We start from the raw sequence: 21,527 nt of genomic DNA on the forward strand, positions 1-21,527 counted from the left end.
GCGAGACCGGCTCCGACCGAGGCGAAGGTCAGCGGGCGCGGCGGGACAACCGTTCGCGGTCCAGCAGGACCACGGCGCGCGAGTCCAGGCGAAGCCAGCCGCGCGTCGCGAAATCGGCGAGGGCCTTGTTCACCGTCTCTCGGGACGCACCGACGAGCTGGGCAAGCTCCTCCTGCGTCAGCCCGTGCTCGACCCGGACGCCGGCCGCCTCGTTGCCGGGCTGCGCCGGCTCTCCGAAGCGTTCGGCCAGGTCCAGCAGCGCCTTGGCCACCCGGCCAGGCACGTCGGTGAACACCATGTCCGCCACGCTGTCGTTGGTGCGGCGCAGCCGACGCGCCAACACCCGCAGCAGCATCGCGCCGGCCTCGGGCCGGGTACGCAGCCAGGGGCGCAGCGCGGTGTGCTCCAACGAGAGCAACGACGCATCGGTGACAGCCGTAGCGGTGGCGGTGCGTGGGCCGGGGTCGAACAAGGAAAGCTCGCCAAACAGGTCACCTGGACCCATAACAGACAGCAGGTTCTCCCTACCGTCGGCAGACTGGCGCCCTATCTTCACCTTTCCGGACAGGACGACGAAAACCCGGTCACCCACGTCTCCTTCACGGAACAGCACGTCGCCTCGGGTGACGTCCTGCCGATCAAGATGGTCTGACAGAGCCAGTCGATCCTGCTCGGACAGCCCCACGAACAGCGGTACGCGGGCAAGCAGATCCTCCACGGATCTGAGCATGCCAGGACTGGCGGTGGAGGGCACGGGCAGGGACCCCCAGGGTCTAAATTGCTCGGTCGCCATCAACATACTGCAACCACACGCGCACTGATGGCGAGAATCTGGGCCTGATCAGGCACTGTTGGATGACACCTCCGGGGAGTTCGGTCGCCCGGGGGGACCGTCTCCCGTGGGCCCACGGGCCAGATCCGCTCGGAGGGGCCAGTGGCGGGCGGGCCCAACGTCCCGGTCGCGCCAGGGCCGATCGGCCCCCTACCGCCATCAGGCCACCCGGGAGGCGGCCCCAGGGCCGACCGTCCCGGCCCCGGCAGGCCAGCGCGAACGCCGTTGTCGCGGCCGTCCGGCCGGTCACCGACGCCCACGAGCTGCGAACAGCGCCGTGTGCCCGCGGACGGCCAGCCACGCGGGCTGGCACCTACGCAGATCTCACCGTCGTGCGGACCACACCCGGACAGGGACCCACGGCGATGCCGGCGGCGTGTGATATGTGCCCGGGTGCCGCCCCGCGAAGGCGGCTGTCGGCGCCCGCCGCGCACGGCAGGCAGCACGGGGTGGCGGGCACCTCTCACACCGGACCACCCGGGCGCCCGTGCACCCGGGTGGTCCGGTGGTCCGGTGGTCCGGGCGGTCAGATGGCGCGGTGTTTGCCGGGCGGCGGGCGGAGGCGCCGGCGATAGCGCTCGAGCGCTTCGGGCAGGCCTTGGTGCATCAGGGTGTCGACCTCCTCCGGCCGGGCGTTGTCGAGGAAGCCCTCGAGCCCCTTGCCGGTGTCGGCGGCGTTCAGCGGGCGTTCCACCCGCTCCATCGCCAGCAGGAGCGCGAGCAGCAGGACGGGAAAGCAGATCGCGGCAATGACAAACATGGCCCCTCTATGGTGGCCGACCCACGCCGCCCGATCGCCAACGGGGTGGACGTGTCGCGCGAATGCGGCCGTCCGGGTGACACGACACCGCCCCCCGGGACAGGACGCCGCCTTGCCCGGACACGATGCGGTCCACGCGGCGGGATGCCCAGGCGCACGGCCGATCGGCGCTGGCAGGCCGGTCGGCCGGATACGCTGCCAGACATGCCCGCCATCGCCGACGTCGCCGCCGAGACGCCGCTGGCGCGCACGCGGCGGGCCCGGCGGATCATCCGACTGTTGGGCGAGATCCATCCGGATGCGCGGATCGCGCTGCATTTCCACAACGCGCTTGAGCTGCTGGTCGCCACCGTCCTGTCCGCCCAGTGCACGGACAAGAAGGTCAACGAGATCACGCCGGCGGTGTTCGCGCGCTACCGTCACGCGGCCGACTACGCCGGTGCCGACCGCGCCGAGCTCGAGGTCATGCTGCGCCCGACGGGCTTCTTCCGGGCCAAGGCGAACTCGCTGATCGGCATCGGCTCGGCGCTCACCGAACGCTTCGGTGGCGAGGTTCCGCACACGTTGGACGCCCTGGTCACCCTGCCCGGCGTGGGGCGCAAGACGGCCAACGTGGTGCTCGGGCACGCCTTCGACACCCCCGGCATCACCGTGGACACCCATGTCGGGCGCCTCTCCCGCCGCTTCGGCCTCACCGAGCAGACCGACCCGGTCCGGGTCGAGGCGGATCTCGCGGGCCTGATCGAACGCCGGGACTGGACGATCGCCTCCGATCGGATGATCTTCCATGGCCGGCGCTTCTGCCACGCCCGCCGACCGGCCTGTGGGGTCTGCGCGCTGGCGCGGCTATGCCCGTCGTACGGCGCCGGTCCGATCGAGACCGAGGTGGCCGCTCGGCTGGTGCGGGGCACCCAGGGCGACATCGAGGCGCTGCAGTGATCGGCGCGCCGCTACGGATGGCCGGCATGACATCATGATCGATGTACCCCGATGATCGGCATGTCGCGATGATCGAGTCCGACATCCCCCTGCCTGGTTGGCCACCCGAATCCGATGATCTCCCAGGTTCCCCGCCGGCTCTGGGCGACCCGGGCTCGCCGAGCGGGCCGGACGTTCCCGACTGGCTGCGCACGCTCGCCGTCGCGGCGGACGAGGCGCTGCGGCGCAGCCCGCTCAGCTGGGGAGAGCCCGTGGCCGGGGCACGCCCGGCGGCTGTGCTCGTCCTGTTCGGCCAAGGCCCGCAGGGCCCGGACGTGCTGCTGATCGAACGCTCCGCGGGCTTGCGCCGCCATGCCAGCCAGCCAGCCTTCCCGGGGGGCGCGGCGGACGACACCGACGCCAGCCGGGCCGAGACCGCCCTGCGCGAGGCCGCCGAGGAGGTCGGCGTCGACCCACGGGGCGTTCAGGTGCTCACCACGACGTCGCCGTACTACCTGTGGGCGAGCCACTATCTGGTCTCAGTGGTGATCGGCTGGTGGCACACGCCCTGCGAGGTGACACCGGTCGACCTCGCCGAAACGTCCTTCGTCGCCCGGGTGCCGCTGGCAGAGCTCACCGACCCGGCGAACCGGCTGCTGGTGCGCACCCCCACCGGACGCACGACGCCGGCGTTCCGGGTGCGCGGACTGCTGGTCTGGGGGTTCACCGCGGGCATCCTCGACGTCCTGCTCGGACTCGGCGGCTGGGAACGCCCGTGGACGCCCGCCGAGACCGTGGACTTCCCCTTCCCACCGCGTAGCGCCGACGCACCGGGCGCGGTCCGACCCGAGAGAGACCCGTTGTGATGTCCTGTGCTGCTGTCCCCGCCCACGCGAGCCGACCAGCACGGCCGGCACGGCCGGCACAGGCGGCACAGGCGGCACGGTCGGCGGCGTCCAGCCTGCTGGCCCTGCTGGTCCTCGTGGCACTGGGCGTCACCGGCTGCGGCGGAAACGGTGGGTCGGCTCCGTCCGACGGCCCCACGCTGTCCGCTCGGCAGGCGGCCGGCGGCGTGCAGGTGTTCGCGGTGTCTGGCCTGCCGGCCATGAAGTTCTCCGCCAGCGAGCTGGTGGCCAGGCCGGGAACCATCCGGGTGGACTTCTCCGTCCCCGAGGGTTCGGCACCGCACAACTTCGTCATCCCCAGCATCCCGACCGCGCACACCCCGATCGTGTCCGCCGGAAGCTCACAGAGCGTCACATTCACCGTCACCCGGCCAGGTGACTATCAGATCGTCTGTACCATTCATGCAAACATGACGGCAACACTGAAGATCACCTGAGCCGGGCCGGGGGAGCCGCGTGCCCAACCTGCTCGACCTGATCCTGCTGCTGGTGGTCGTTGCCTTTGCGATCTCCGGCTATCGGCAGGGCTTCATCGTCGGTCTGCTGTCGTTCGTCGGCTTTCTCGGCGGTGGCGTTCTCGGCGCGAAGGTCGCGAAGCCGTTCACCGAGGCGATCGGGCAGCAGGCGCATGGTGCGCTCATCGGCCTGCTGGTGGTGCTGGGCCTCGCCATGACCGGGCAGATAGCCGGTACGGCCCTCGGCGTCGCCCTGCGTACCAGGCTGACCTGGCAGTCGGGCCGAACGGTGGACGCCGCCGCGGGGGCGGTGCTCTCCGGCATGTCGGTCCTTCTGGTCGCCTGGCTGCTCGCGACCGCCGCGCAGCGCTCCCCGATCACCTCACTCGCCCGCTCGGTGCAGGACTCCCGAGTGCTCGCCGCGGTGGACGCCGAGATGCCCGACGATGTCCGTCAGACCTTCGCGGACCTGCGCCAGATCGCCGACAACAACGGGTTCCCCGAGGTCTTCTCCGGCCTGCATGGAAAACGTGTCCTCGCTGCCTCGCCACCGGACCCGGCCACCGTGGGGGCTCCCGGCGTGACGAGCGCGGCCGCCAGCATCGTCAAGATCCTCGGAGTGGCCCGCTCATGCGGCGAACGCGTCGAGGGATCGGGGTTCGTGTTCGCCCCGCAACGGGTGATGACCAACGCCCACGTGGTCGCCGGGGTGCGCCAGCCCACGATCGTGCTCTCGAGTGGAACCCTGCCAGCCACCGTCGTCCTGTTCGACCCTGACCGGGACATCGCCGTGCTGAGCGTGCCCAGCCTGCAGCGGCCACCGCTGCAGGTGCGTGCCTCACCGGCCGCCGACACCGAGGACCCGGCGGTGATCGCCGGCTACCCCGAGGACGGCCCGTACACCACGGTCGCCGCCCGGGTCCGACAGCACCAGCGGGCCGAGGCGGCGAACATCTACGAGCACGGCTCGGTGGTACGCGACATCTACTCGGTACGCGGCAAGGTCCTGCCCGGCAACTCCGGCGGCCCGTTGCTGGCCCCCGACGGTTCGGTGCTCGGCGTGGTGTTCGCCGCCGCGATCGGCGACTCCGACACCGGCTACGTGCTCAGTGCCGCCGAGGTCGCCTCCGCCGCGACCGTGGGCAGGGTCGCCTCGGACCCGGTCAGCACCCAGGGCTGCGCCTGAGGTTCCGCTTTCCCGCCGGATCAGGCCGGATCAGATGTGGGCCGGGTCGAGCCAACGCAGCAGCTCCGCGTTGACGGCGTCCGGTGCTTCCTCGTGTGGGAAGTGCCCCACGCCCTCGTACAACCGCCAGGTGTAGCCACCGCTGATGTAACGCCCGGAGCCCTGGGCCGTTGCCGGCAGTTGGACGCGGTCCAGCGTGCCATGGATCTGCAGGGTGTCGACCTGCGACGAGCGGCGCAGGGCGGCGGCGAAGCGCGCCCCGTCCGGGCGGAACAACGAGCGGAACACCCACCGGTGGTACTCCAACGCGCTGTGTGCGACGCCGGGAATGCGCATCGCGCCGCGGTAGCGCCGTTCCGTCCCGGCATCGGGATAGCCCGGTCCGCCCCAGTCCCGCAGCAACGTCGCGACATGCGCGGCATTGGCGGCTACCAGCAGCCGTTCCGGGTGCCAGGGCAGCTGGAAGCCGAGCAGGTAGCGACTGGCCATGCCCTGCCCACGGGGATCAGCGGCGATCTGGTGCCGCAGCCGCAGCGGGTGGGCCATGGCCAGTACGGCCAGGCGGCGCACAACCGTCGGGTGGCGCGTCGCCATCGTCCAGCCGAGCAGGCCACCCCAGTCATGGCCGACGACGGCGGCGTCCCGTTCCCCGAGGGCGCGGATGAGCCCGGCCATATCGTCGGACAGGGTGAAGGGGTCATAGCCTCGCGGCGGTTTGTCGCTCGCGCCGTATCCCCGCAGGTCGGGGGCGACAACGCGGTAGCCCGCGGCGGACAGTGCCGCCATCTGGTGCCGCCAGGCCCACCAGAACTGCGGAAACCCGTGCAGGAGCAGCACGAGTGGACCGCTTCCCTGCTCGGCGACATGCAGCCGCGTCCCGTTGGCCGACACGTCACGATGCCGCCACGGCCCGTCGATCAGCACGCTGGCGGGCTCGGGAACGCTGTCCTCCATTGCCTGTCAGGATGGCAGACCCGCCGTACCGGACGACCGGTGGGACCCTACCGGCCGCCCGGGACAGCGGACTGGCCCGGGACGGAGCGCGGCACCGGATGCGCAGCCGCGCTTCCCGACCCCGCGACCGGTGTCGGGGCCGGCGCCGAGGTCGTGGCGACGGAGCCCGGCGCCACGGTGGGCCGACGCAGCCAGGCGATGTCGTCGCGGACGGTCTGGATGGTCCGTTCGGGCGGGGACAACTTCCGAAAACGGGTCGCCCCGAACAGCGCGATCACCCCCGCGACGGCCAGGTACAACCCGGCGGTGAGCAGGTAGGACCAGAACCGTTCCACCCCGGCCCAGGTGAACAGCTCCCCCAGGAAGATCGTCACGGCGATCAGCGCGCACAGGCCGAGCCCGCCTGCCACCGCGAGACAGGCGATCCCCACCGCGGCGGCGGTGGCCGTCCGGGTGAGTTCGGCCTTGGCCAGATCGAGCTCCTGCCGGACGAGCAGTGAGACGTCGCGGGTGGCCAGGGCCACCAGCTCACCCAGCGAAGGCTCGCCGCCCTCCCCAGCCTTCACACCAGTAGTCGACGACACCCCGCGCCCTCCCTCTACCCATACCCGACCGACCGCTGGCGGCATCGGACCGAACGGTCCGGGTCGTACAGCCGATCGACCCCTCAAGCGCAGTCTGCCCCGCCCGGGCGACCACGGGGGCGAAACAACGCGGCCGCGATCGGTGTGACCCCGCTGACCTCGACCGCCGTGCTGGTCCGCCCGGGCCCGGCGACCGCGCCCACCTGCCGGTCCGCCCTCGCCGCGCGCCTGCGCGGGCCGGGCCGCGCCGAGCGAGGACCGCCTGCCCCGGGTGGCCCATGCCGGTAGCGTTGCCCACTGTGAACCCCCGCCCGTCCGGATCAGTACTCACCGACGATCCGCTGGCCCGCGTCGCCGCACTGCCAGGCGTCCGCGATGCCGCGGATGCCGCCCGTGCGGCGGTCGACGCCCTGCTGCGGCACCGCATCCTGCGCCGGCGCAGCGCCGAGGTCACCACGGAGGCATCCCTGCGTGCCGCCCGGGCCTCGGCCAGCCTCGAGGGCCACGACGTCGACCTCGATCTGCTGCGTCAACGGCTCCAGGACGGCGGTGCCGGCAGCCCCGCCGGCCACGACGTCGCCGCCGGCGCCGGGTCCGGCCAGGGCGTGATCGAGGCTGTCGGCGCGGACCCCGCGTCGGCCGCGGGGGGTGACAGCGCGGGGGGTGACAGCGCGGCGGGCCCGGCCGAGCTGTCGGTCGTGCTGGGGACGGTCCGGCTGTACGGCGAGCTCGGGGTACTGGCTCCCGCCTGGGAGCGGGCCCCGCGGCAGGCACTCGCCCGCATGCACGTTCTGCTCGGGCGCGGCGCGCTGCCCGACGAGGTGCTCGGCCGACCACGGCCGGATGCGGGCGGCCCGCCACAGCTCGATCCGCTTCGGCTGGGACCTCCCCCGGCCACCATGGAGGCCTCGGTCCGCCTCGACGGCCTGACCGGCCTCCTCGTCGCGCCGACCGCGGCCCCGGCGATCATCGTTGCCGCGGTCGTGCACGGCGAGCTGCTCGCTCTGCGCCCCTTCGGCGCCCTGGACGGCGTGATCGCCCGCGCGGCTGCCCGGCTCGTGCTGATCAGCCGCGGTTTGGACCCCAAAGCACTCACCGCGACGGACGTCGGTCATCTCGAGGCCGGCCTGGCCCGATCGGGCCAGACGTCCAACAACGACGCCCATGCCCAGCAGACACCCGTACTCGACTACCAGGCCGCGGCCGACGCCTACGTACACGGCGGTCGAGACGGGGTGATCGCCTGGCTGGCGCACTGCTCCCGGGCGCTGGAACTGGCCGCGCGAGAGTCCCTGGCCATCTGCGAGGCGCTCTCCCGCGCCTGAACCTCGGCGGGGACACCACGACGCCCACCCTGGCCTTCCACTGCCCGCCAACCCAGACAGGCCCCGAACAGATCCGGGGGATGGAACGCAGCCCCACGTCTGGAAGATGCTCGACCGCCGCCCGTGATGCACGCCGCATCTGGAATCCACCCCAGATCCGCGATCGGACGGTCGGCGCATCCGCCCATACGTCCCGACCGCCCACGAGGCCGATTCGCTCCGGTCCGCCACAGGTCTGGTCTGGTCACTGTCCCGCACGGCGGCACGGCGGCGCTGATCACGCGCATTGCCCGGCGGACACGTCGGCCAGCACGTTAGTCGACAACGTGCCCTGTGGATAACAGTCATCCACAGGCCACTGGATGGCGCATGGTGGGCCGGTCCACTTCCATCCGACCGGGAACCGAGGCGCCATGTCCCCCGCGCTGCCCCCGCCGACCACCACTCCGCCCCCCGGTGCGCACTCGCCCACCGGCGCGCCTCCGCCCATTGGCTCACCCCCGCCGTCCGACCGGGGCGGCGACGAGCAGCCGCACCGGCCGCTGTTGGTGACCAGCCGGCCGGATCTGCTGGACGACCTGCTGCGGATGACCGTGGTAGCCGGCGTCAGCGCGACCGTCGCCGTCGAGCCGGCCGCGGTCCGCCGCAGCTGGGTCCAGGCCCCGCTGGTCGTGGTCGGGATGGACCGGGCGTCGGCGTGTCTCGCGGCCGGTCTGCCGCCCCGACCGCAGGTGATCCTCGTCGGGGACGAGACCACGGACAGCCGGGTGTGGTCGTACGGCACTCGACTCGGCGCCGATCATGTGATCTTCCTGCCCGCGGCGGAGTCCTGGCTTACCGGGATCTTCGCCGAGCTGGGCGGCGCCTGTCGGTCGCCCTGTGTCACGATCGGGGTCGTTGCCGGCCGGCGTGGGAGCGGATCCTCAACACTCTCCGTAGCCCTCGCCCTGGCCGCGCTGCGCAACGAGCTGCGCACCATGCTCGTCGACGCCGACCCGCGGGGCGGTGGGCTGGGCCCCGGTTTCGCCCGCCTGCTGCCGGGTGCCGACGCGTCTCCTTCGCACTACGGTCCGCGGGCGCTACGCGGGGCGGACGCCGCGTCATTGCCGGACCAGACGCATCGGGGCGAGCTCTCGGTGATCACCTGGGATGAGGCGACCGGTCCCGAGATCTCGCCGCTGGCCATGACCGAGCTGCTGTCCACCGCCCGCGCCACGTCCGACCTCGCCGTGTTCGACCTGCCCTGGCAACCGGACGCGTCGGCCGCCATGGCCGTCGCCGCCTGCCGCACGATGCTGATCGTGCTGGCCGCGGACCCCCAGGCGGTGACGACGGCCCGGCGGGTCCGCGCAACGATCGCACGGCACTGCGCCGACATCCGCGCGGTCATTCGTCTCGACGACACACCGATGCGCGATCCCGCGCAGATCGGTAAGGCACTCGGCGTTCCGGTCGCCGCGGTGCTGCCCGAGGGCGCCACCGCGTTCGACGACCAACTGCTTGCCGCGCTGGATCTCGTCGACCTCCCGTCTGCTGGAGGCCGTGGCCCGGGTACCCGGGCATGACGCCCGAGTCGTCCGCGCACGTCGCGCCGATTCCCGGTGACGTCGGCGCCGGCCCGCTCGAGGAGTTCCTCACCGACCCGCACGTGACCGACGTCCTCGTCAACTCCCCGGAGGAGGTCTGGGTCGAACGCCGCGGCCGGCTGACACGCTCGGCGGTCACCTTCGCCGACGAGGAGTCCGTGCGTCGCCTGGCGGTACGCCTGGCCGCCGCCGCGGGCCGGCGTCTCGACCTGGCCATGCCGTTCGCCGACGTCCTGCTGCATGACGGCACCCGCATGCACGCCGTGCTGGCGCCGACCGCCGTACGCGGCACCTGCCTGTCGCTTCGGCGACCGCGGCGGCATCCGTTCACCTTCGACGAACTGCTCCTCGCCGGCACGATCAGCCCGGCAGTGGCCGCCGTCCTGCACGCGATGCTCACCGCCCGGCTCGCGATCGTCGTGACCGGCGGCACAGGTACGGGCAAGAGCACCCTGCTCGCCGCCCTGCTGGGTGCGGTGCGGCCAGGAGAGCGCATCGTTCTGGTGGAGGACACCGCGGAGCTGGTGGTGAACCGACCGGGTCTCGTCCGGCTGGAGGCGCGCCCACCCAACATCGAGGGCGCCGGTGAGGTCACCCAGCGGGATCTGGTCCGCCAGGCACTGCGAATGCGTCCAGACCGCCTGGTCGTCGGGGAGGTCCGCGGCCCGGAGGTCCTCGATCTGCTGGTCGCCCTCAACACCGGGCACGAGGGCGGGCTCAGCACCGTGCACGCGAACGACACCGCCTCCCTGCCCACCCGGCTGGAGGCCCTCGCCGCCCTCGCCGGCCTGTCCCGGGCAGCCGTCCACAGCCACGTCGCGGCCGCCCTGCACGCTGCCGTCCATCTGCGGCGCGACGTCCAGGGGCGCCGCCGGGTCCAGGCGATCGGCGTGTTCCACCGCATGGCGGACGGTCTGGTGCGAGTGCTCCCGGCACTCGTCACACCACCCGGGCCGCACGGCCGGCGGGGCGCCGGTCCGGTGGCCACAGCCGGGTTGCCGTTGCTGCGTGCTCTGCTCGATGCCCGCGGTGTCCCGATGCCCAGTGTGGCCGAACTGCCCGCGGTGGCCGAACTTCCCACGTCCGGACGCCGGCAGGCATGAGGAGCCGACCCAGATGAGAAATCCCGGATGAGAAGCGCGGTGCTGTTCGCCGTCACGCTCGGCGTCGGCGCCGTCGCCTGGCTGTTCGTCGGGCCAGTCGCCGCGACGGCCCTGGCCGCGGGCAGCTGCCCCCTGGCTCGCGCAGCTCGCCGTGCCGGGCATCGACGCCATCAGGCCGAGGAGCGCGCACAGGCCGAGGATTTCCTCGGCGCCTTCGCCGCCGAACTCGACGCGGGCGGACCACCCAGTCTCGCTCTGCACGCCGCGGCGCGCTCCACCGCGCGAGCCCCGTCCCGGGCCACCACCCGGACTCGACCCGCAGCGCGGAGCCGGACAGCGTGGCTACCACTCGACCGGCTCGTGGCGGACATCGCGGATACGGACGATCCCGGCCAGGTGCTGTGCCTGGCCGAGGCAGGATCCATTCGCCAGCTGGGCATCGCCTACCGGGTCTGCACCCGGGCCGGCGCCCGGCTCGCACCGGTCGCCGAGATGCTGGCCTCGCTCGCCCGCGCGGATGCCGTGCGCGCCGGGGAGCTCGCCGCGGCTCTGGCCGGGCCACGGTCCTCGGGACGACTCGTCGCCGCCTTGCCGGCCGTCGGTCTCGCGTTGGGTTCGCTGGCCGGCGCCGCCCCCCTGCACGTGCTGCTGACCACCCCGGCCGGTGCCGCCTGCCTGCTCGGCGGCGGCATTGCCGACCTTGTTGGCCTGCGCTGGCTGCGCGCCTTCGCGGACGGGGTGGAACGCCGGGCGGCGCCGGTCGCCATGGACGCCGCTCGCCCACACGGTCAGGGCGGTGCACCGGAGAAGCCCAGCGCCGCGCAGCGGCGGACGCGCCTGCTCGCCGATCTTCCGCTCGCGCTCGATCTGATTGCGGCCCACCTGCGCAGCGGCGGAACGATCAGTTCGGCCCTCGCTACCGTCGGCGCGGCGAACGGTGGCGCGCTGGGCGAGCATCTGGTCGGTGCGGCCCGCGCCCTGCAGGCCGGCGCGGACGTCCACACCGCCTGCGCCCGCCTCGTCGCGGTCGCATATCCACCTCGGTGGAGCGACCGGCTTGGCCGGCTTGGCCGGCTGGCGGCGCGTGCCTCGCACGCCGTCCCGCACACCCGTTGGCCGGCCCTGACGCAGGCGGCAGTCGCGGCCTTCGACCGGGCGCATCGTTCCGGTGCCCGACCGGCCGCGGCGCTGACCCACCTGGCCGAACGAGCCCGCGCCGAGGCCCACGCAGAGATCATCACGGCCGCCCGCCGCGCTGGCGTGCTCGCCGTGGCACCGCTGGGACTGTGCTTCCTGCCTGCCTTCCTGCTACTCAGCGTCGTTCCCGTGGTGCTCGGCACCCTGCCGGGCCTGCTGCCTCCCGGTTGAAACCCGCCCCCGCTCCGCCACCCGCCTTCGCCCTGCCACCCGCAAGGTCCTGACCCCACCTGGAGGAACTCCATGTCGACGTCGCCCGGCACGCGTGCCCGCCAGTCAAGCGCCCACACCGTGCTGCGCCGAGCTTTGATCGCCTGGTGGCGCGGTCCCCGTGGATGGCGCGACCGCGGAATGTCCACCGCCGAGTATGCGGTCGGCACCCTTGCCGCAGTCGCGTTCGCCGGTCTGCTATACGCCGCAGTGACCAGTTCCGCCGCCCGGACAGCAGTCGACTCGCTCGTGCAGCGCGCGCTGTCGGGGTCGTTCTGAACCGGCAGGCCGGCGGCGCCGCCAGGCCAGACCGGCCGCCGCCGCCGTGGCAATCGTCTCCGTCACTCGCATCCGCGGCCGATCGCGACCATGCCGACGACCAAGGTCAGGCCACGGCCGAGCTTGCGGTCGGGCTTCCATCTCTGGTCATGGTGTTCCTCCTTGCCGTCTGGATGCTCGCTGTCATGTTCGGCCAAGGTCGTTGTGCCGACGCGGCCCGTATCGGCGCCCGCCTCGCGGCCCGCGGCGAATCGGACTCGGTCGTGGCCGCCGCGGTGGCCCAGGCCGCGCCCGCACACGCCGCCTTACGGCTGACCCGCCACGATGGCCTCGTCGATGTCCAGGTGTCGGTGGTCATCGGTTCGACCGTCCTCGGCCAGCTCATCCCCCGGCGAGCCGTGTCAGCGCACGTCGTCGCACCCGCCGAACCAGATCTCCCCGTCGCCGCGCCCGACCCTGCACCCGCCGCTGCCACTGGTGCTGGTGCTGGTGCTGGTGCCGAGGTCTCCGGCCGATCGGACGGCCCGTGACCGCGCCCCGGTGGCCACGCGGCTGGCGGTCGACCGGCGACGTCACCGTTCGCAGCGGCGCCCGATCAGATGCCGGTTCGGCGACTGTCTGGCTACTGGCAGTGATGTTCGCGCTGATGTGGCTGGCCGGCGTCGCCTTCACCGTCGTGACGATCGGCGCCGTGCGGGCCCGGGCAGCAGCCGCTGCCGATCTTGCTTCGCTGGCTGCGGCGAGCATGGCTCCCGCCGACGCGCGGGCTGCGTGCGCGCACGCCGCGCAGGTGAGCGAGGCCAACGGGGCACGGCTGGTCGGGTGCCAGGTCGTCGCCGATGCGGTCGAGGTGCGCGTCCGGGTCGCGGTGCCGACCGCGCTGGGGCTGCAGGCTGGTGTGACCAGCCGGGCCAGGGCCGGGCCATGGGGACGCGCGCCCGGCGCCTACCAACCACCCTCCGCAACTTCGGCGCCGTGACATCGCTCTACTCGGGGTCACGGCCCCGGATGACTCCGGGCGGCAAGTGGCGGCTCAGGACCGTACGTCGGCCGAGGTCGCGGAGTTCTGATCCGCGGAGTCGCCACGGTCGCGGCGGGCCAGATCCGCGACCCGGGCCACGATCCGATCCCCGCGGCGAGGATGGGTGTTCGTCCGCGGCCGCATCTGGACGCCCTCCGAGCTCACGCCCCCCGCACCCGGGGCGTCGGGCCGCGCATCGGACCGCGACCCGGACGGGGTCGCAACCCGCTCGGCAGCCCGGCTCTCGGCGGGCCCGCTCTCGGCGGAGCGTCGAACCCCGTCACGCCCGGCGTCGGAACCCGGGGCGGCTGCCGGCGCCTTCGGGTTCGCCGGGGCTCCGACCGTGATCGGAGCGGTCGCGACCGGACCAGTCGCGACCGACGCAGTGGTCGCGGGCGCAGGAGTGGCCGTGCCCGCCGCAACCGGCGCGATCGGGGTCGCGGTCGCACGCACGGGGCGAGACGGGCCGGCGGCGGGCGCACGCGACGCCTGCGGAGCAGTCGTGGAAGCCGAGGGCGCCGTGGAAACCGAGGGCGCGGGAGAAACCGAGGGCGCCGCGGGACCGCGCGGCGCCGACGGCGGCACCGCGCGCGTCATCGCGGCAAGGTCCCGCTCACGCTGGCGCTGCACCCGCTGGCGGGCCCGGTCACGCGTCAGGCCGTGCAGGAGCAACTGCACGCCAGCAACCACCAGCACCCCGGCGGCGAGCCCGAGCACGAACAGCCCCCAGATGTCGAACGAGAGGGTCTGGCCCATCACGACGACATCGGTGTGGCCGCTGTTCTCCAGGACGAGATCCGCGGTGAAGACGCCTGCCACCAGCAACACCACTACACCGATGGTTACCACCGAGACCTCCAGGTCCATCCGCGGGGGGACCCGCAACGCAGAGCTGACGATCTCGGCCTACCCGCATCCCACGCCTGCGCAACCATCAACTCACTCGGGAACTGCCGACGGCTCAGGGTGATCCGCGATTCACTCCACCAGCGCGGTAATCGCCGCAAGCAGGCGCGCGGCGGCCGCCTTGTCGAGCGGCTCGTTGCCATTGCCGCACTTGGGCGACTGGACGCAGGAGGGGCAGCCAACCGGGCACTCGCACGCCCGCACCGCGTCCCGGGTCGCCGCCAGCCACGATCCGAACCGCAGGAAGCCGCGCTCGGCGAAACCCGCCCCGCCGGCGTGACCGTCGTAGACGAACACGCTCGTCCGCTCGGTGTCGGGATGCAGTTCGGTCGAGACGCCACCGATGTCCCAGCGGTCGCAGGTGGCGAACAGCGGCAGCAGGCCGATCGCGGCATGCTCGGCGGCGTGCACCGCCCCCGGCACCTGCGCGGGAGTCACGGCGGCCTCGGCGAGCAGCTGGTCGGTGACCGTGTACCAGACGCCGCGGGTCCGCAGCTGCCGGGGCGGCAGGTCGAGCGGCTCCTGGCCGAGGACCTCGCCGGTCGCGACGATCCTGCGCTGGTAACCGACCACCTGGCTGGTCACCTCGACCACGCCGAGATGCACCGCAAGGTCCGGCAGGACCCGCTCACGGGTGGAGGCGATGATCCGGATGTCCGTGTGCTCGCGGGCGATCGTCGTCCACTCGGGCGACTCCTCGTGCACAAAGGCGACCGACTCGGTGAGGTCGAGCTCGTCGACCACATAGCTCGAGCCCTGGTGCAGGTACACCGCGCCGGGATGTACCGAGGAGTGCGACGCCGCGGCGTCGACGGTCCCGAGCAGACGCCCCGTCGACGTCTCCACGATCCGTACCGGCGGTCCGCCCGTGCCGCGGATGTCGACGTCCGGACGGGCCCGCTGGGTCCAGTACCAGCCGGTGGGACGACGGCGCAGACGGCCGCGGCGCACCAGGTCATCGACGACCCGCGCCGTCGCCGGGCCGAACAGCTCAAGATCGGCATCGGCCAGCGGCAGCTCAGCGGCCGCGCATTCCAGGTGCGGGCCCAGCACGTACGGATTGTCCGGATCGAAGACGCTCGCCTCCACCGGCCGGCCAAAGACCGCCTCCGGGTGATGGACGAGGTAGGTGTCCAGCGGGTCGTCCCGCGCGACGAGGACGGCCAGCGAGCGCTGTCCGTCCCGGCCGGCCCGGCCCGCCTGCTGCCACAGCGAGGCGAGCGTCCCGGGGAACCCCGCGGTGACGGTCGCGTCCAGGCCGCTGATGTCCACGCCGAGCTCGAGTGCCGAGGTGGCCGCGACGCCGAGCAGCTCCCCGGAGCGCAGCTGGCGCTCCAGCTCCCGGCGTTCCTCCGGCAGGTAACCGGCCCGGTAGGCGGCGACCCGGTCCGCCAGGTCGGCCGCGACCAGGCCGAGTTCCCGGCGGGCTCCCACGGCCACCACCTCGGCCGAGCGGCGGGACCGCACGAACACCAGCGTCCGCACGCCCGCGGCGACGAGGTCCGCCAGCAGATCCGCCGACTCGGCGGTGGCGGAGCGGCGCACCGGCGCACCGTTCTCCCCACCACCGCGGGCCTGGTCACTCTCGTGGTCACGCGTGCGCCCGCCGTCATGGGCGCGGGTGTCCGCGCTGGCGTGGGCCTGCTCATCCGCACCGCCGTGGGCGGGCCGCCCCGTCCACAGCAGTGGAGGCTCGTAGAGCACGAAGTCCATCGGGCCGCGGGGTGCGCCGTCGGCGTCGACGACCTCGACCTCCAGGCCGGTGAGCCGAGCGGCGGACACGCCCGGCTCGGCGACGGTCGCGGAGGCGAGCAGAAACACCGGATGGGCCCCGTAGCGGGCGCAGATCCGCCGCAGCCGACGGATCACCGCCGCCACGTGCGCCCCGAAGACACCCCGGTATCCGTGACACTCGTCGATGATCACGAATCGCAGGCCGCGCAGGAACTGGGCCCACTGGCGGTGCCGCGGCAGGATCCCCCGGTGCAGCATGTCCGGGTTCGTCAGGACGAGCCCGGCGTGCGCCCGCACCCAGTCCCGCTCGGTGGGCGGCGTGTCGCCGTCGAACGTCGCGGCCCGCACGGCCAGCCGCAGCGCCCGCACCGACCGCAGCTGGTCGTGAGCGAGCGCCTTCGTCGGAGACAGGTACAGCGCCCGGGCGGACGGCTCCGCCAGCAGCCGGGACAGCACCGGCATCAGGTAGCCCAATGACTTGCCGGATGCGGTACCCGTCGCCAGCACGACGCTGCGCCCCGCGTGGGCGGCCTCGGCGGCGGCGGCCTGGTGCGTCCACGGTTCGTGGATGCCCGCGCTCGTCCACCGACCGCGTAGCACAGGGTCAACCCACTGCGGCCACGAGGCGCTCTGCCCAGGCCGGGCCGCGACCGCCTCCACGTGGGTCATGCACCTGGACCTGCGCGCGTCACGACGCAACTCGGCGAGGACGGTCTCCTCGCCGCCCACGTCCGCCGGCGATCCCACGATCGCCGAGAATATGCGCCCTCGCCACCACCGTCGCCGCGAAGGAGGACGACGGGACACCACTCCCGGGACAATCTCATCCACCGCGGCGAGCCCGCACCGCAGACCGCCCCCCTGAGGGACAAGATCGGGGATAGATTCCAGCAGACGTCGTCGACGACGCCGCGACGACGTTGGGATCCGCGGCCCGTGTCGTGGGCCATGGGGTTGATCCTCCTCGTGGGAGGGTAATGGCGCCGTGATGTCGGTCTCCCGAACCACGGGAGCGCCGGAGACACTGTGCCGCTGAGGCATCTCAGTGGCACTGAGGCACCAAGGAGGATCCGTGGACCTGTCCCTCACGACTCGCCAAGAAGGCAACCACACGGTCGTGGTGGTGGGCGGCGAGATCGACGTATACACCGCACCGAAGCTGCGTGAACAGTTGATCGATCTGGTCTCCGGAGGGTCGTACAACCTCGTCGTGGACATGGAGGGCGTGGAGTTCCTCGACTCGACCGGTCTCGGCGTTCTCGTCGGCGGCCTCAAGCGGGTCCGGGCGCACGACGGGTCGCTGCACCTGGTCTGCACCCAGGAGCGCATCCTCAAGATCTTCCGGATCACCGGCCTGACGAAGGTGTTCCCGATCCATTCCTCCGTCGAAGATGCCCTTGCCGCGAACGAGTGAGCTACCCGGACATCACGCCCCCGGAAAGGCAGGCACGCCGTATGCCCACCGTTGAGCTGCGGTTCGCCGCCCTGAACGGGCACGTCCGCACTGCTCGAATGATCGCCACGGCGGTAAGTCGACGGGCCGGGGTACCCGTCGGCGCCACCGACGAGATCAAGCTGGCGGTCACGGAGGCATGTGCCCGAGCAGTGCGGGTCAATCGCCGGCATGCGCCACAGGCGCCGGTGCACGTGGCACTCACCGAGACGCCCGACACGTTCACCGTCACCGTCGCCGACCGTGGCCAGGCCGGGGACGAGGTCGCACCAGGTCCGGACGGCGGGCTGGTCACCGCCTCCACCCTGCTCGACCTCGAACCGGAGTCGACGGCTCCGCCGTGGTGGTCCGAGCCGGCCGACGACGACCCGGCCGCCGACAGCGCCGGCTTCCCACCCGGTCTTGGGCTCGCCCTGATCGAGGGCCTGGTCGACGAGGTGCAGATCAGCCGAGGCGCTGACGGGATAGGCACCGTGGTCGCCATGACCTGGCACACCGGCGCCGTCGTCCCGCCGTCCGTGCCCGCGCTCTGAGCGTCTGAGACCTAGCCTCGCCCGGCGGCTCGGCGGAGGTCTTGCTGCGCAGCCCCCGGCGGCTCCGTACGACGGCCGACTCGGGATGTGGAAGTTCCGCACAGACGTTGGAGCTCCGGACGACGTGGGAGCTCCAGACGACGTGGCAGCTCCAGACGACGTGGCAGCTCCAGACGACGTGGGAGTCCTCGACAGAAGTGGGAGTTCCGGGCAGGGCTGAGCTCCGCTCGCACGACGCTCCAGGCCAACCCGCCCCGCCGATCCGGCAAGCCCACCCCGAATCCATGATCGCTACACCTCGCGGCCGGTCGCCCGACAAGATCCGGCCAAACAGGTCGTCGTGGGGGGCAAATCGGACACGAAAGCCCCCACAGCGACCTATTTGGATCTTCCCGCCGGGAACCACATCACGGAGGGTGAATTTCACCCTCGGGAGTGCGGAAAGTTAGCCGCGGGAGTGCGTACGGGGTATAGGGGTTTATTTCAGCTGATTTACCCATCGGGGCCGGCCCTGCTTTCACCCGACAAGAGGGCCGTATCGATCGACCCGAAGCCGGATCGCCAAAAATGCAGCGCACTTCACACCACCGTAGATAGACTCCCCGCATCTCGCGGCCGGTTGAGCAAACCGGCGGAGATCCTGACGTGCTCCCCGACCGACCCGCCGGAATTTCCAGAAATTGGAACAAAGCCGGCGGATCTCCGACCCGGGCATCGCCGGATGCGATGTCAGGCCGCCGACGTCCTTGTACCGCCGGGACCATCCGTACTGGCACCGACGGGCTTTCCGAGGCCGGTGGGGGGCGCACCGAGCAGACCCGGGAGGAGCCATGTCCCCGATCCACGACCTGACGGCCGAGGGCACCGGAATCGACTTCAGCGGCGAGTCGATCGGTCTGGTCGCCGGTGTGGCGGCCATCGCAGTCTGCGCGTTGTTCGTGGCCGGTTTCCTGGCCCGCGAGGTGCTGGCCGCGGATCCCGGCACCGCGCGGATGATCGAGGTCAGCCGTGCGGTCCAAGAGGGTGCTGCCGCCTATCTGAGGCGCCAGTTCCGGACCATCGCCGGATTTGTCGTCGTCATCCCGTTCGTTCTGCTCGCGCTTCCGGCGGATGACACCGGTGCCCGTATCGGCCGTTCAGTGTTCTTTGTGCTCGGCGCGTTGTTCTCCGGCCTGGTGGGGTTCGTCGGAATGTCGCTGGCCACCCGGTCTAACACCCGCACGGCCGCGGCGGCGATGACCCACGGCGAACGGGCCGCCGTACGCATCGCGTTCCGGACCGGCGGAGTGGTCGGCATGTTCACGGTGGGACTCGGGCTACTCGGGGCGGCCGTGGTCGTGCTCGTCTTCCGGGACACCGCACCCGAGGTCCTGGAGGGCTTTGGGTTCGGCGCCGCACTGCTGGCGATGTTCATGCGGGTCGGCGGCGGAATCTTCACCAAGGCGGCCGATGTCGGCGCCGATCTGGTCGGCAAGGTCGAGCAGGGAATTCCCGAGGACGACCCGCGCAATGCCGCGACCATCGCGGACAACGTCGGCGACAACGTGGGCGACTGCGCGGGCATGGCAGCGGACCTGTTCGAGTCGTACGCGGTGACCCTGGTCGCGGCGTTGATCCTCGGGGTGAGCGCCTTCGGCGAGCGGGGTCTGGTGTTCCCGTTGCTGATTCCCGCGGTCGGCGTCGTCACCGCGGTCATCGGCATCTTCGCGGTCTCACCGCGAGCGCGCGACCGCAGCGGCATGGCCGCGATCAACCGGGGATTCTTCGTCTCTGCCGTCGTCTCGGCGATCGGTGCCGTCGCCGTGTCCGTGGCCTACCTGCCGGGCAGTTTCGCCGAGCTGCCCGCGATGGCGGGCAACACCCAGTCGGGTGATCCGCGAGTGATCGCCGCCAGCGCCGTGCTTATCGGCATCGTCCTCGCCGCCGCCATCCAGGTGCTGACCGGGTACTTCACGGAGACGAGCCGGCGGCCGGTACGCGACATCGCCCGCGCATCCACCACCGGCCCGGCCACGACCGTCCTCGCGGGCATCGGCGTGGGACTCGAGTCCGCCGTCTACTCAGCGCTGCTCATCGGCGCGGCCGTGTTCGGCGCCTATCTGCTGGGGTCGGGCAGCGTCTCGATCGCGCTGTTCGCGGTGGCTCTGGCCGGCACCGGACTGCTCACCACAGTTGGCGTGATCGTCTCGATGGACACGTTCGGCCCGGTCAGCGACAACGCCCAGGGCATCGCGGAGATGTCCGGAGACCTCGACGAGGCGGGCGCGGCGATCCTCACCTCGCTGGACGCGGTCGGTAACACCACGAAGGCCATCACCAAGGGCATCGCGATCGCGACGGCGGTGCTGGCCGCGACCGCCCTGTTCGGCTCGTTCACCGACACGGTGACCTCGGCCCTGGCCGACGCGGGTGCCCGGGCCGAGGACGGCCGCGGGCTCGTCGGCGGGCTGAACATCGCCTATCCCGACGCGCTGGTAGGACTGATCGTCGGCGCCGGGGTGGTCTTCCTGTTCTCCGGGCTCGCGATCAACGCGGTCGGACGGGCCGCCGGACGGGTGGTCCTGGAGGTGCGCAACCAGTTCCGGACCCGACCCGGGATCATGACCGGTACCGAACGCCCGGACTACGGCGCTGTGGTCGACATCTGCACCCGCGACTCGCTACGGGAACTGATCACGCCCGGCACCCTGGCGGTGCTCGCGCCGATCGCGGTCGGATTCGGGCTCGGATACCCCCCGCTGGGGGCGTTCCTCGGCGGGGCGATCGCCAGCGGTGTCCTGATGGCGGTGTTCCTGGCCAACTCCGGCGGGGCCTGGGACAACGCGAAAAAGCTTGTCGAGGACGGTGCTTACGGCGGAAAAGGTTCGGAGGTGCATGCGGCAACTGTGATCGGAGACACAGTTGGTGATCCCTTTAAGGACACCGCGGGCCCAGCGATCAATCCACTGCTCAAGGTCATGAACCTGGTCAGCCTGCTGGTCGCCCCCACGGTGGTGAAGTACTCGGTGGGCACGGAACGTAACACTGTGCTACGGGTGACGGTGGCGCTCGCGGCGGTCGCCGTGATCGCCGCAGCGATCATCATGTCCCGGCGACGCGGCGGGACGATTACGGACGACCCCCCGGTCCCGCAGCCCACGCCACGTAACCCGGAGACGATCAGCGCCTGACCACGGGCTCGGCCCATCCCGTCCCGTGACCTGCGGCTACCCTCGGACCGGGACGGGTCGCCTCCGGGCATCCCCCGGCACGCGCCACGCCGCCGGATCCCCGAGGTCGACCTCTCCATTCGACTACCAAACGTAATCGAGATGCCCCGCCTCCCCGTCGGCCCGCATCGACGTGTTACACCGTCGTGCAGCCCCTGACGGGCCGTCGAGGCATGAGCGTGAATGCGATGGGTAGGCGTCGGGCCACGGGACCCATACCTGGACAGGAAGCGCCGCGGACCGCGACGGCGGCGTACGGTGCTGCGTGGCACCGCTCCCACTCCGGCGGAGTCCCGCTCGACCAGCATCCGCCGGACGCCGGTCCGCGGCCCATGCCCGACCCAGCACCACACGTCGTCCGAGCAACATCCGCAATA

The 21,527-nt window shown here is 72.1% G+C and carries 20 protein-coding genes; 14 read left to right on the forward strand and 6 right to left on the reverse strand.

What is annotated here, in order from left to right; genetic code table 11:
* Positions 1-28 precede the first annotated feature (28 nt).
* Both MXD95_RS21915 and MXD95_RS21920 read right to left on the reverse strand, forming a co-directional pair.
* A complete protein-coding gene (locus MXD95_RS21915; protein ID WP_251078815.1) occupies positions 29-730 on the reverse strand; it encodes a Crp/Fnr family transcriptional regulator in 702 nt (233 codons plus the stop codon).
* Positions 731-1,358: 628 nt separating this feature from the next.
* The gene (locus tag MXD95_RS21920) at positions 1,359-1,592 is read right to left on the reverse strand and encodes a hypothetical protein (protein WP_250642570.1); all 234 of its coding nucleotides are present in this window, start codon (positions 1,590-1,592) and stop codon (positions 1,359-1,361) included.
* 204 nt (positions 1,593-1,796) lie between these two features.
* On the opposite strand from MXD95_RS21920, the gene nth reads away from it, so the two are divergent.
* From nth to MXD95_RS21940, 4 genes are all read left to right on the forward strand, one after another.
* Complete coding sequence (gene nth, locus MXD95_RS21925) at positions 1,797-2,531, forward strand: endonuclease III (RefSeq protein ID WP_250642571.1); 735 nt, start codon at positions 1,797-1,799, stop codon at positions 2,529-2,531.
* Positions 2,532-2,599: 68 nt separating this feature from the next.
* Entirely contained in the window at positions 2,600-3,376 is a 777-nt protein-coding gene (locus MXD95_RS21930; RefSeq protein ID WP_250642572.1) for an NUDIX hydrolase, read from the forward strand.
* Entirely contained in the window at positions 3,376-3,852 is a 477-nt protein-coding gene (locus tag MXD95_RS21935) for a cupredoxin domain-containing protein (RefSeq protein WP_250642573.1), read from the forward strand. Before MXD95_RS21930 ends, MXD95_RS21935 begins: the two co-directional genes overlap by 1 nt.
* A gap of 19 nt (positions 3,853-3,871) precedes the next feature.
* Positions 3,872-5,056 (forward strand): MarP family serine protease, encoded by a 1,185-nt coding sequence (locus MXD95_RS21940; RefSeq protein ID WP_250642574.1) that lies wholly within the window; start codon positions 3,872-3,874, stop codon positions 5,054-5,056.
* Positions 5,057-5,086: 30 nt separating this feature from the next.
* Here MXD95_RS21940 and MXD95_RS21945 read toward each other — a convergent pair whose 3' ends face one another.
* Complete coding sequence (locus MXD95_RS21945; protein ID WP_250642575.1) at positions 5,087-6,010, reverse strand: alpha/beta fold hydrolase; 924 nt, start codon at positions 6,008-6,010, stop codon at positions 5,087-5,089.
* A 47-nt stretch (positions 6,011-6,057) separates the two neighbouring features.
* Complete coding sequence (locus MXD95_RS21950; protein ID WP_250642576.1) at positions 6,058-6,576, reverse strand: phage holin family protein; 519 nt, start codon at positions 6,574-6,576, stop codon at positions 6,058-6,060.
* A gap of 296 nt (positions 6,577-6,872) precedes the next feature.
* Here MXD95_RS21950 and MXD95_RS21955 point away from each other — a divergent pair, with 296 nt between their 5' ends.
* The 7 genes from MXD95_RS21955 (at position 6,873) to MXD95_RS21985 (ending at position 13,273) form a co-directional block, all read left to right on the forward strand.
* Positions 6,873-7,919: a hypothetical protein gene (locus tag MXD95_RS21955; protein WP_250642577.1), complete on the forward strand. Its 1,047-nt coding sequence runs from the start codon at positions 6,873-6,875 to the stop codon at positions 7,917-7,919.
* Positions 7,920-8,332: 413 nt separating this feature from the next.
* Positions 8,333-9,484: a septum site-determining protein Ssd gene (gene ssd / locus MXD95_RS21960; RefSeq protein ID WP_250642578.1), complete on the forward strand. Its 1,152-nt coding sequence runs from the start codon at positions 8,333-8,335 to the stop codon at positions 9,482-9,484.
* The gene (locus tag MXD95_RS21965) at positions 9,481-10,608 is read left to right on the forward strand and encodes a TadA family conjugal transfer-associated ATPase (RefSeq protein WP_250642579.1); all 1,128 of its coding nucleotides are present in this window, start codon (positions 9,481-9,483) and stop codon (positions 10,606-10,608) included. The genes ssd and MXD95_RS21965 overlap by 4 nt, the downstream gene beginning before the upstream one ends.
* 27 nt (positions 10,609-10,635) lie before the next feature.
* Positions 10,636-11,976 (forward strand): type II secretion system F family protein, encoded by a 1,341-nt coding sequence (locus tag MXD95_RS21970; RefSeq protein WP_250642580.1) that lies wholly within the window; start codon positions 10,636-10,638, stop codon positions 11,974-11,976.
* A gap of 72 nt (positions 11,977-12,048) precedes the next feature.
* On the forward strand, positions 12,049-12,294 hold the full coding sequence (locus tag MXD95_RS21975; RefSeq protein ID WP_250642581.1) for a DUF4244 domain-containing protein: 246 nt from the start codon (positions 12,049-12,051) through the stop codon (positions 12,292-12,294).
* Complete coding sequence (locus tag MXD95_RS28660; protein WP_285223714.1) at positions 12,291-12,824, forward strand: TadE family type IV pilus minor pilin; 534 nt, start codon at positions 12,291-12,293, stop codon at positions 12,822-12,824. The genes MXD95_RS21975 and MXD95_RS28660 overlap by 4 nt, the downstream gene beginning before the upstream one ends.
* The gene (locus MXD95_RS21985) at positions 12,821-13,273 is read left to right on the forward strand and encodes an Rv3654c family TadE-like protein (protein ID WP_250642583.1); all 453 of its coding nucleotides are present in this window, start codon (positions 12,821-12,823) and stop codon (positions 13,271-13,273) included. Before MXD95_RS28660 ends, MXD95_RS21985 begins: the two co-directional genes overlap by 4 nt.
* Before the next feature lie 54 nt (positions 13,274-13,327).
* On the opposite strand, the gene MXD95_RS21990 is transcribed toward MXD95_RS21985, so the two are convergent.
* On the reverse strand, positions 13,328-14,164 hold the full coding sequence (locus MXD95_RS21990) for a hypothetical protein (RefSeq protein WP_250642584.1): 837 nt from the start codon (positions 14,162-14,164) through the stop codon (positions 13,328-13,330).
* A gap of 129 nt (positions 14,165-14,293) precedes the next feature.
* Positions 14,294-16,624, reverse strand: coding sequence for a DNA 3'-5' helicase SftH (gene sftH / locus MXD95_RS21995; protein ID WP_250642585.1), 2,331 nt, complete (start codon positions 16,622-16,624; stop codon positions 14,294-14,296).
* A gap of 403 nt (positions 16,625-17,027) precedes the next feature.
* Here sftH and MXD95_RS22000 point away from each other — a divergent pair, with 403 nt between their 5' ends.
* The 3 genes from MXD95_RS22000 to MXD95_RS22010 all read left to right on the forward strand — a co-directional run bounded on the left by MXD95_RS22000 (position 17,028) and on the right by MXD95_RS22010 (position 21,111).
* A complete protein-coding gene (locus tag MXD95_RS22000) occupies positions 17,028-17,369 on the forward strand; it encodes an STAS domain-containing protein (protein ID WP_250642586.1) in 342 nt (113 codons plus the stop codon).
* Positions 17,370-17,410: 41 nt separating this feature from the next.
* On the forward strand, positions 17,411-17,941 hold the full coding sequence (locus MXD95_RS22005; protein WP_250642587.1) for an ATP-binding protein: 531 nt from the start codon (positions 17,411-17,413) through the stop codon (positions 17,939-17,941).
* Between the two features lie 830 nt (positions 17,942-18,771).
* Entirely contained in the window at positions 18,772-21,111 is a 2,340-nt protein-coding gene (locus tag MXD95_RS22010) for a sodium-translocating pyrophosphatase (RefSeq protein WP_250642588.1), read from the forward strand.
* Positions 21,112-21,527 lie beyond the last annotated feature (416 nt).

Origin of the sequence: Frankia sp. AiPa1, assembly GCF_023243075.1 — a bacterium.
Lineage (GTDB): Bacteria > Actinomycetota > Actinomycetes > Frankiales > Frankiaceae > Frankia.

Bases quoted from the DNA above. Each gene is read 5' to 3' on its own strand.
- MXD95_RS21970 (WP_250642580.1), top strand. From the start codon at position 10,636: ATGAGAAGCGCGGTGCTGTTCGCCGTCACGCTCGGCGTCGGCGCCGTC.
- MXD95_RS21955 (WP_250642577.1), top strand. From the start codon at position 6,873: ATGCCGGTAGCGTTGCCCACTGTGAACCCCCGCCCGTCCGGATCAGTA.
- MXD95_RS21920 (WP_250642570.1), bottom strand. From the start codon at position 1,592: ATGTTTGTCATTGCCGCGATCTGCTTTCCCGTCCTGCTGCTCGCGCTC.
- MXD95_RS21930 (WP_250642572.1), top strand. From the start codon at position 2,600: ATGATCGAGTCCGACATCCCCCTGCCTGGTTGGCCACCCGAATCCGAT.
- MXD95_RS21965 (WP_250642579.1), top strand. From the start codon at position 9,481: ATGACGCCCGAGTCGTCCGCGCACGTCGCGCCGATTCCCGGTGACGTC.
- nth (WP_250642571.1), top strand. From the start codon at position 1,797: ATGCCCGCCATCGCCGACGTCGCCGCCGAGACGCCGCTGGCGCGCACG.
- MXD95_RS21945 (WP_250642575.1), bottom strand. From the start codon at position 6,010: ATGGAGGACAGCGTTCCCGAGCCCGCCAGCGTGCTGATCGACGGGCCG.
- MXD95_RS22005 (WP_250642587.1), top strand. From the start codon at position 17,411: ATGCCCACCGTTGAGCTGCGGTTCGCCGCCCTGAACGGGCACGTCCGC.
- MXD95_RS21975 (WP_250642581.1), top strand. From the start codon at position 12,049: ATGTCGACGTCGCCCGGCACGCGTGCCCGCCAGTCAAGCGCCCACACC.
- MXD95_RS22010 (WP_250642588.1), top strand. From the start codon at position 18,772: ATGTCCCCGATCCACGACCTGACGGCCGAGGGCACCGGAATCGACTTC.
- MXD95_RS21915 (WP_251078815.1), bottom strand. From the start codon at position 730: ATGCTCAGATCCGTGGAGGATCTGCTTGCCCGCGTACCGCTGTTCGTG.
- sftH (WP_250642585.1), bottom strand. From the start codon at position 16,624: ATGACCCACGTGGAGGCGGTCGCGGCCCGGCCTGGGCAGAGCGCCTCG.
- ssd (WP_250642578.1), top strand. From the start codon at position 8,333: ATGTCCCCCGCGCTGCCCCCGCCGACCACCACTCCGCCCCCCGGTGCG.
- MXD95_RS21935 (WP_250642573.1), top strand. From the start codon at position 3,376: ATGTCCTGTGCTGCTGTCCCCGCCCACGCGAGCCGACCAGCACGGCCG.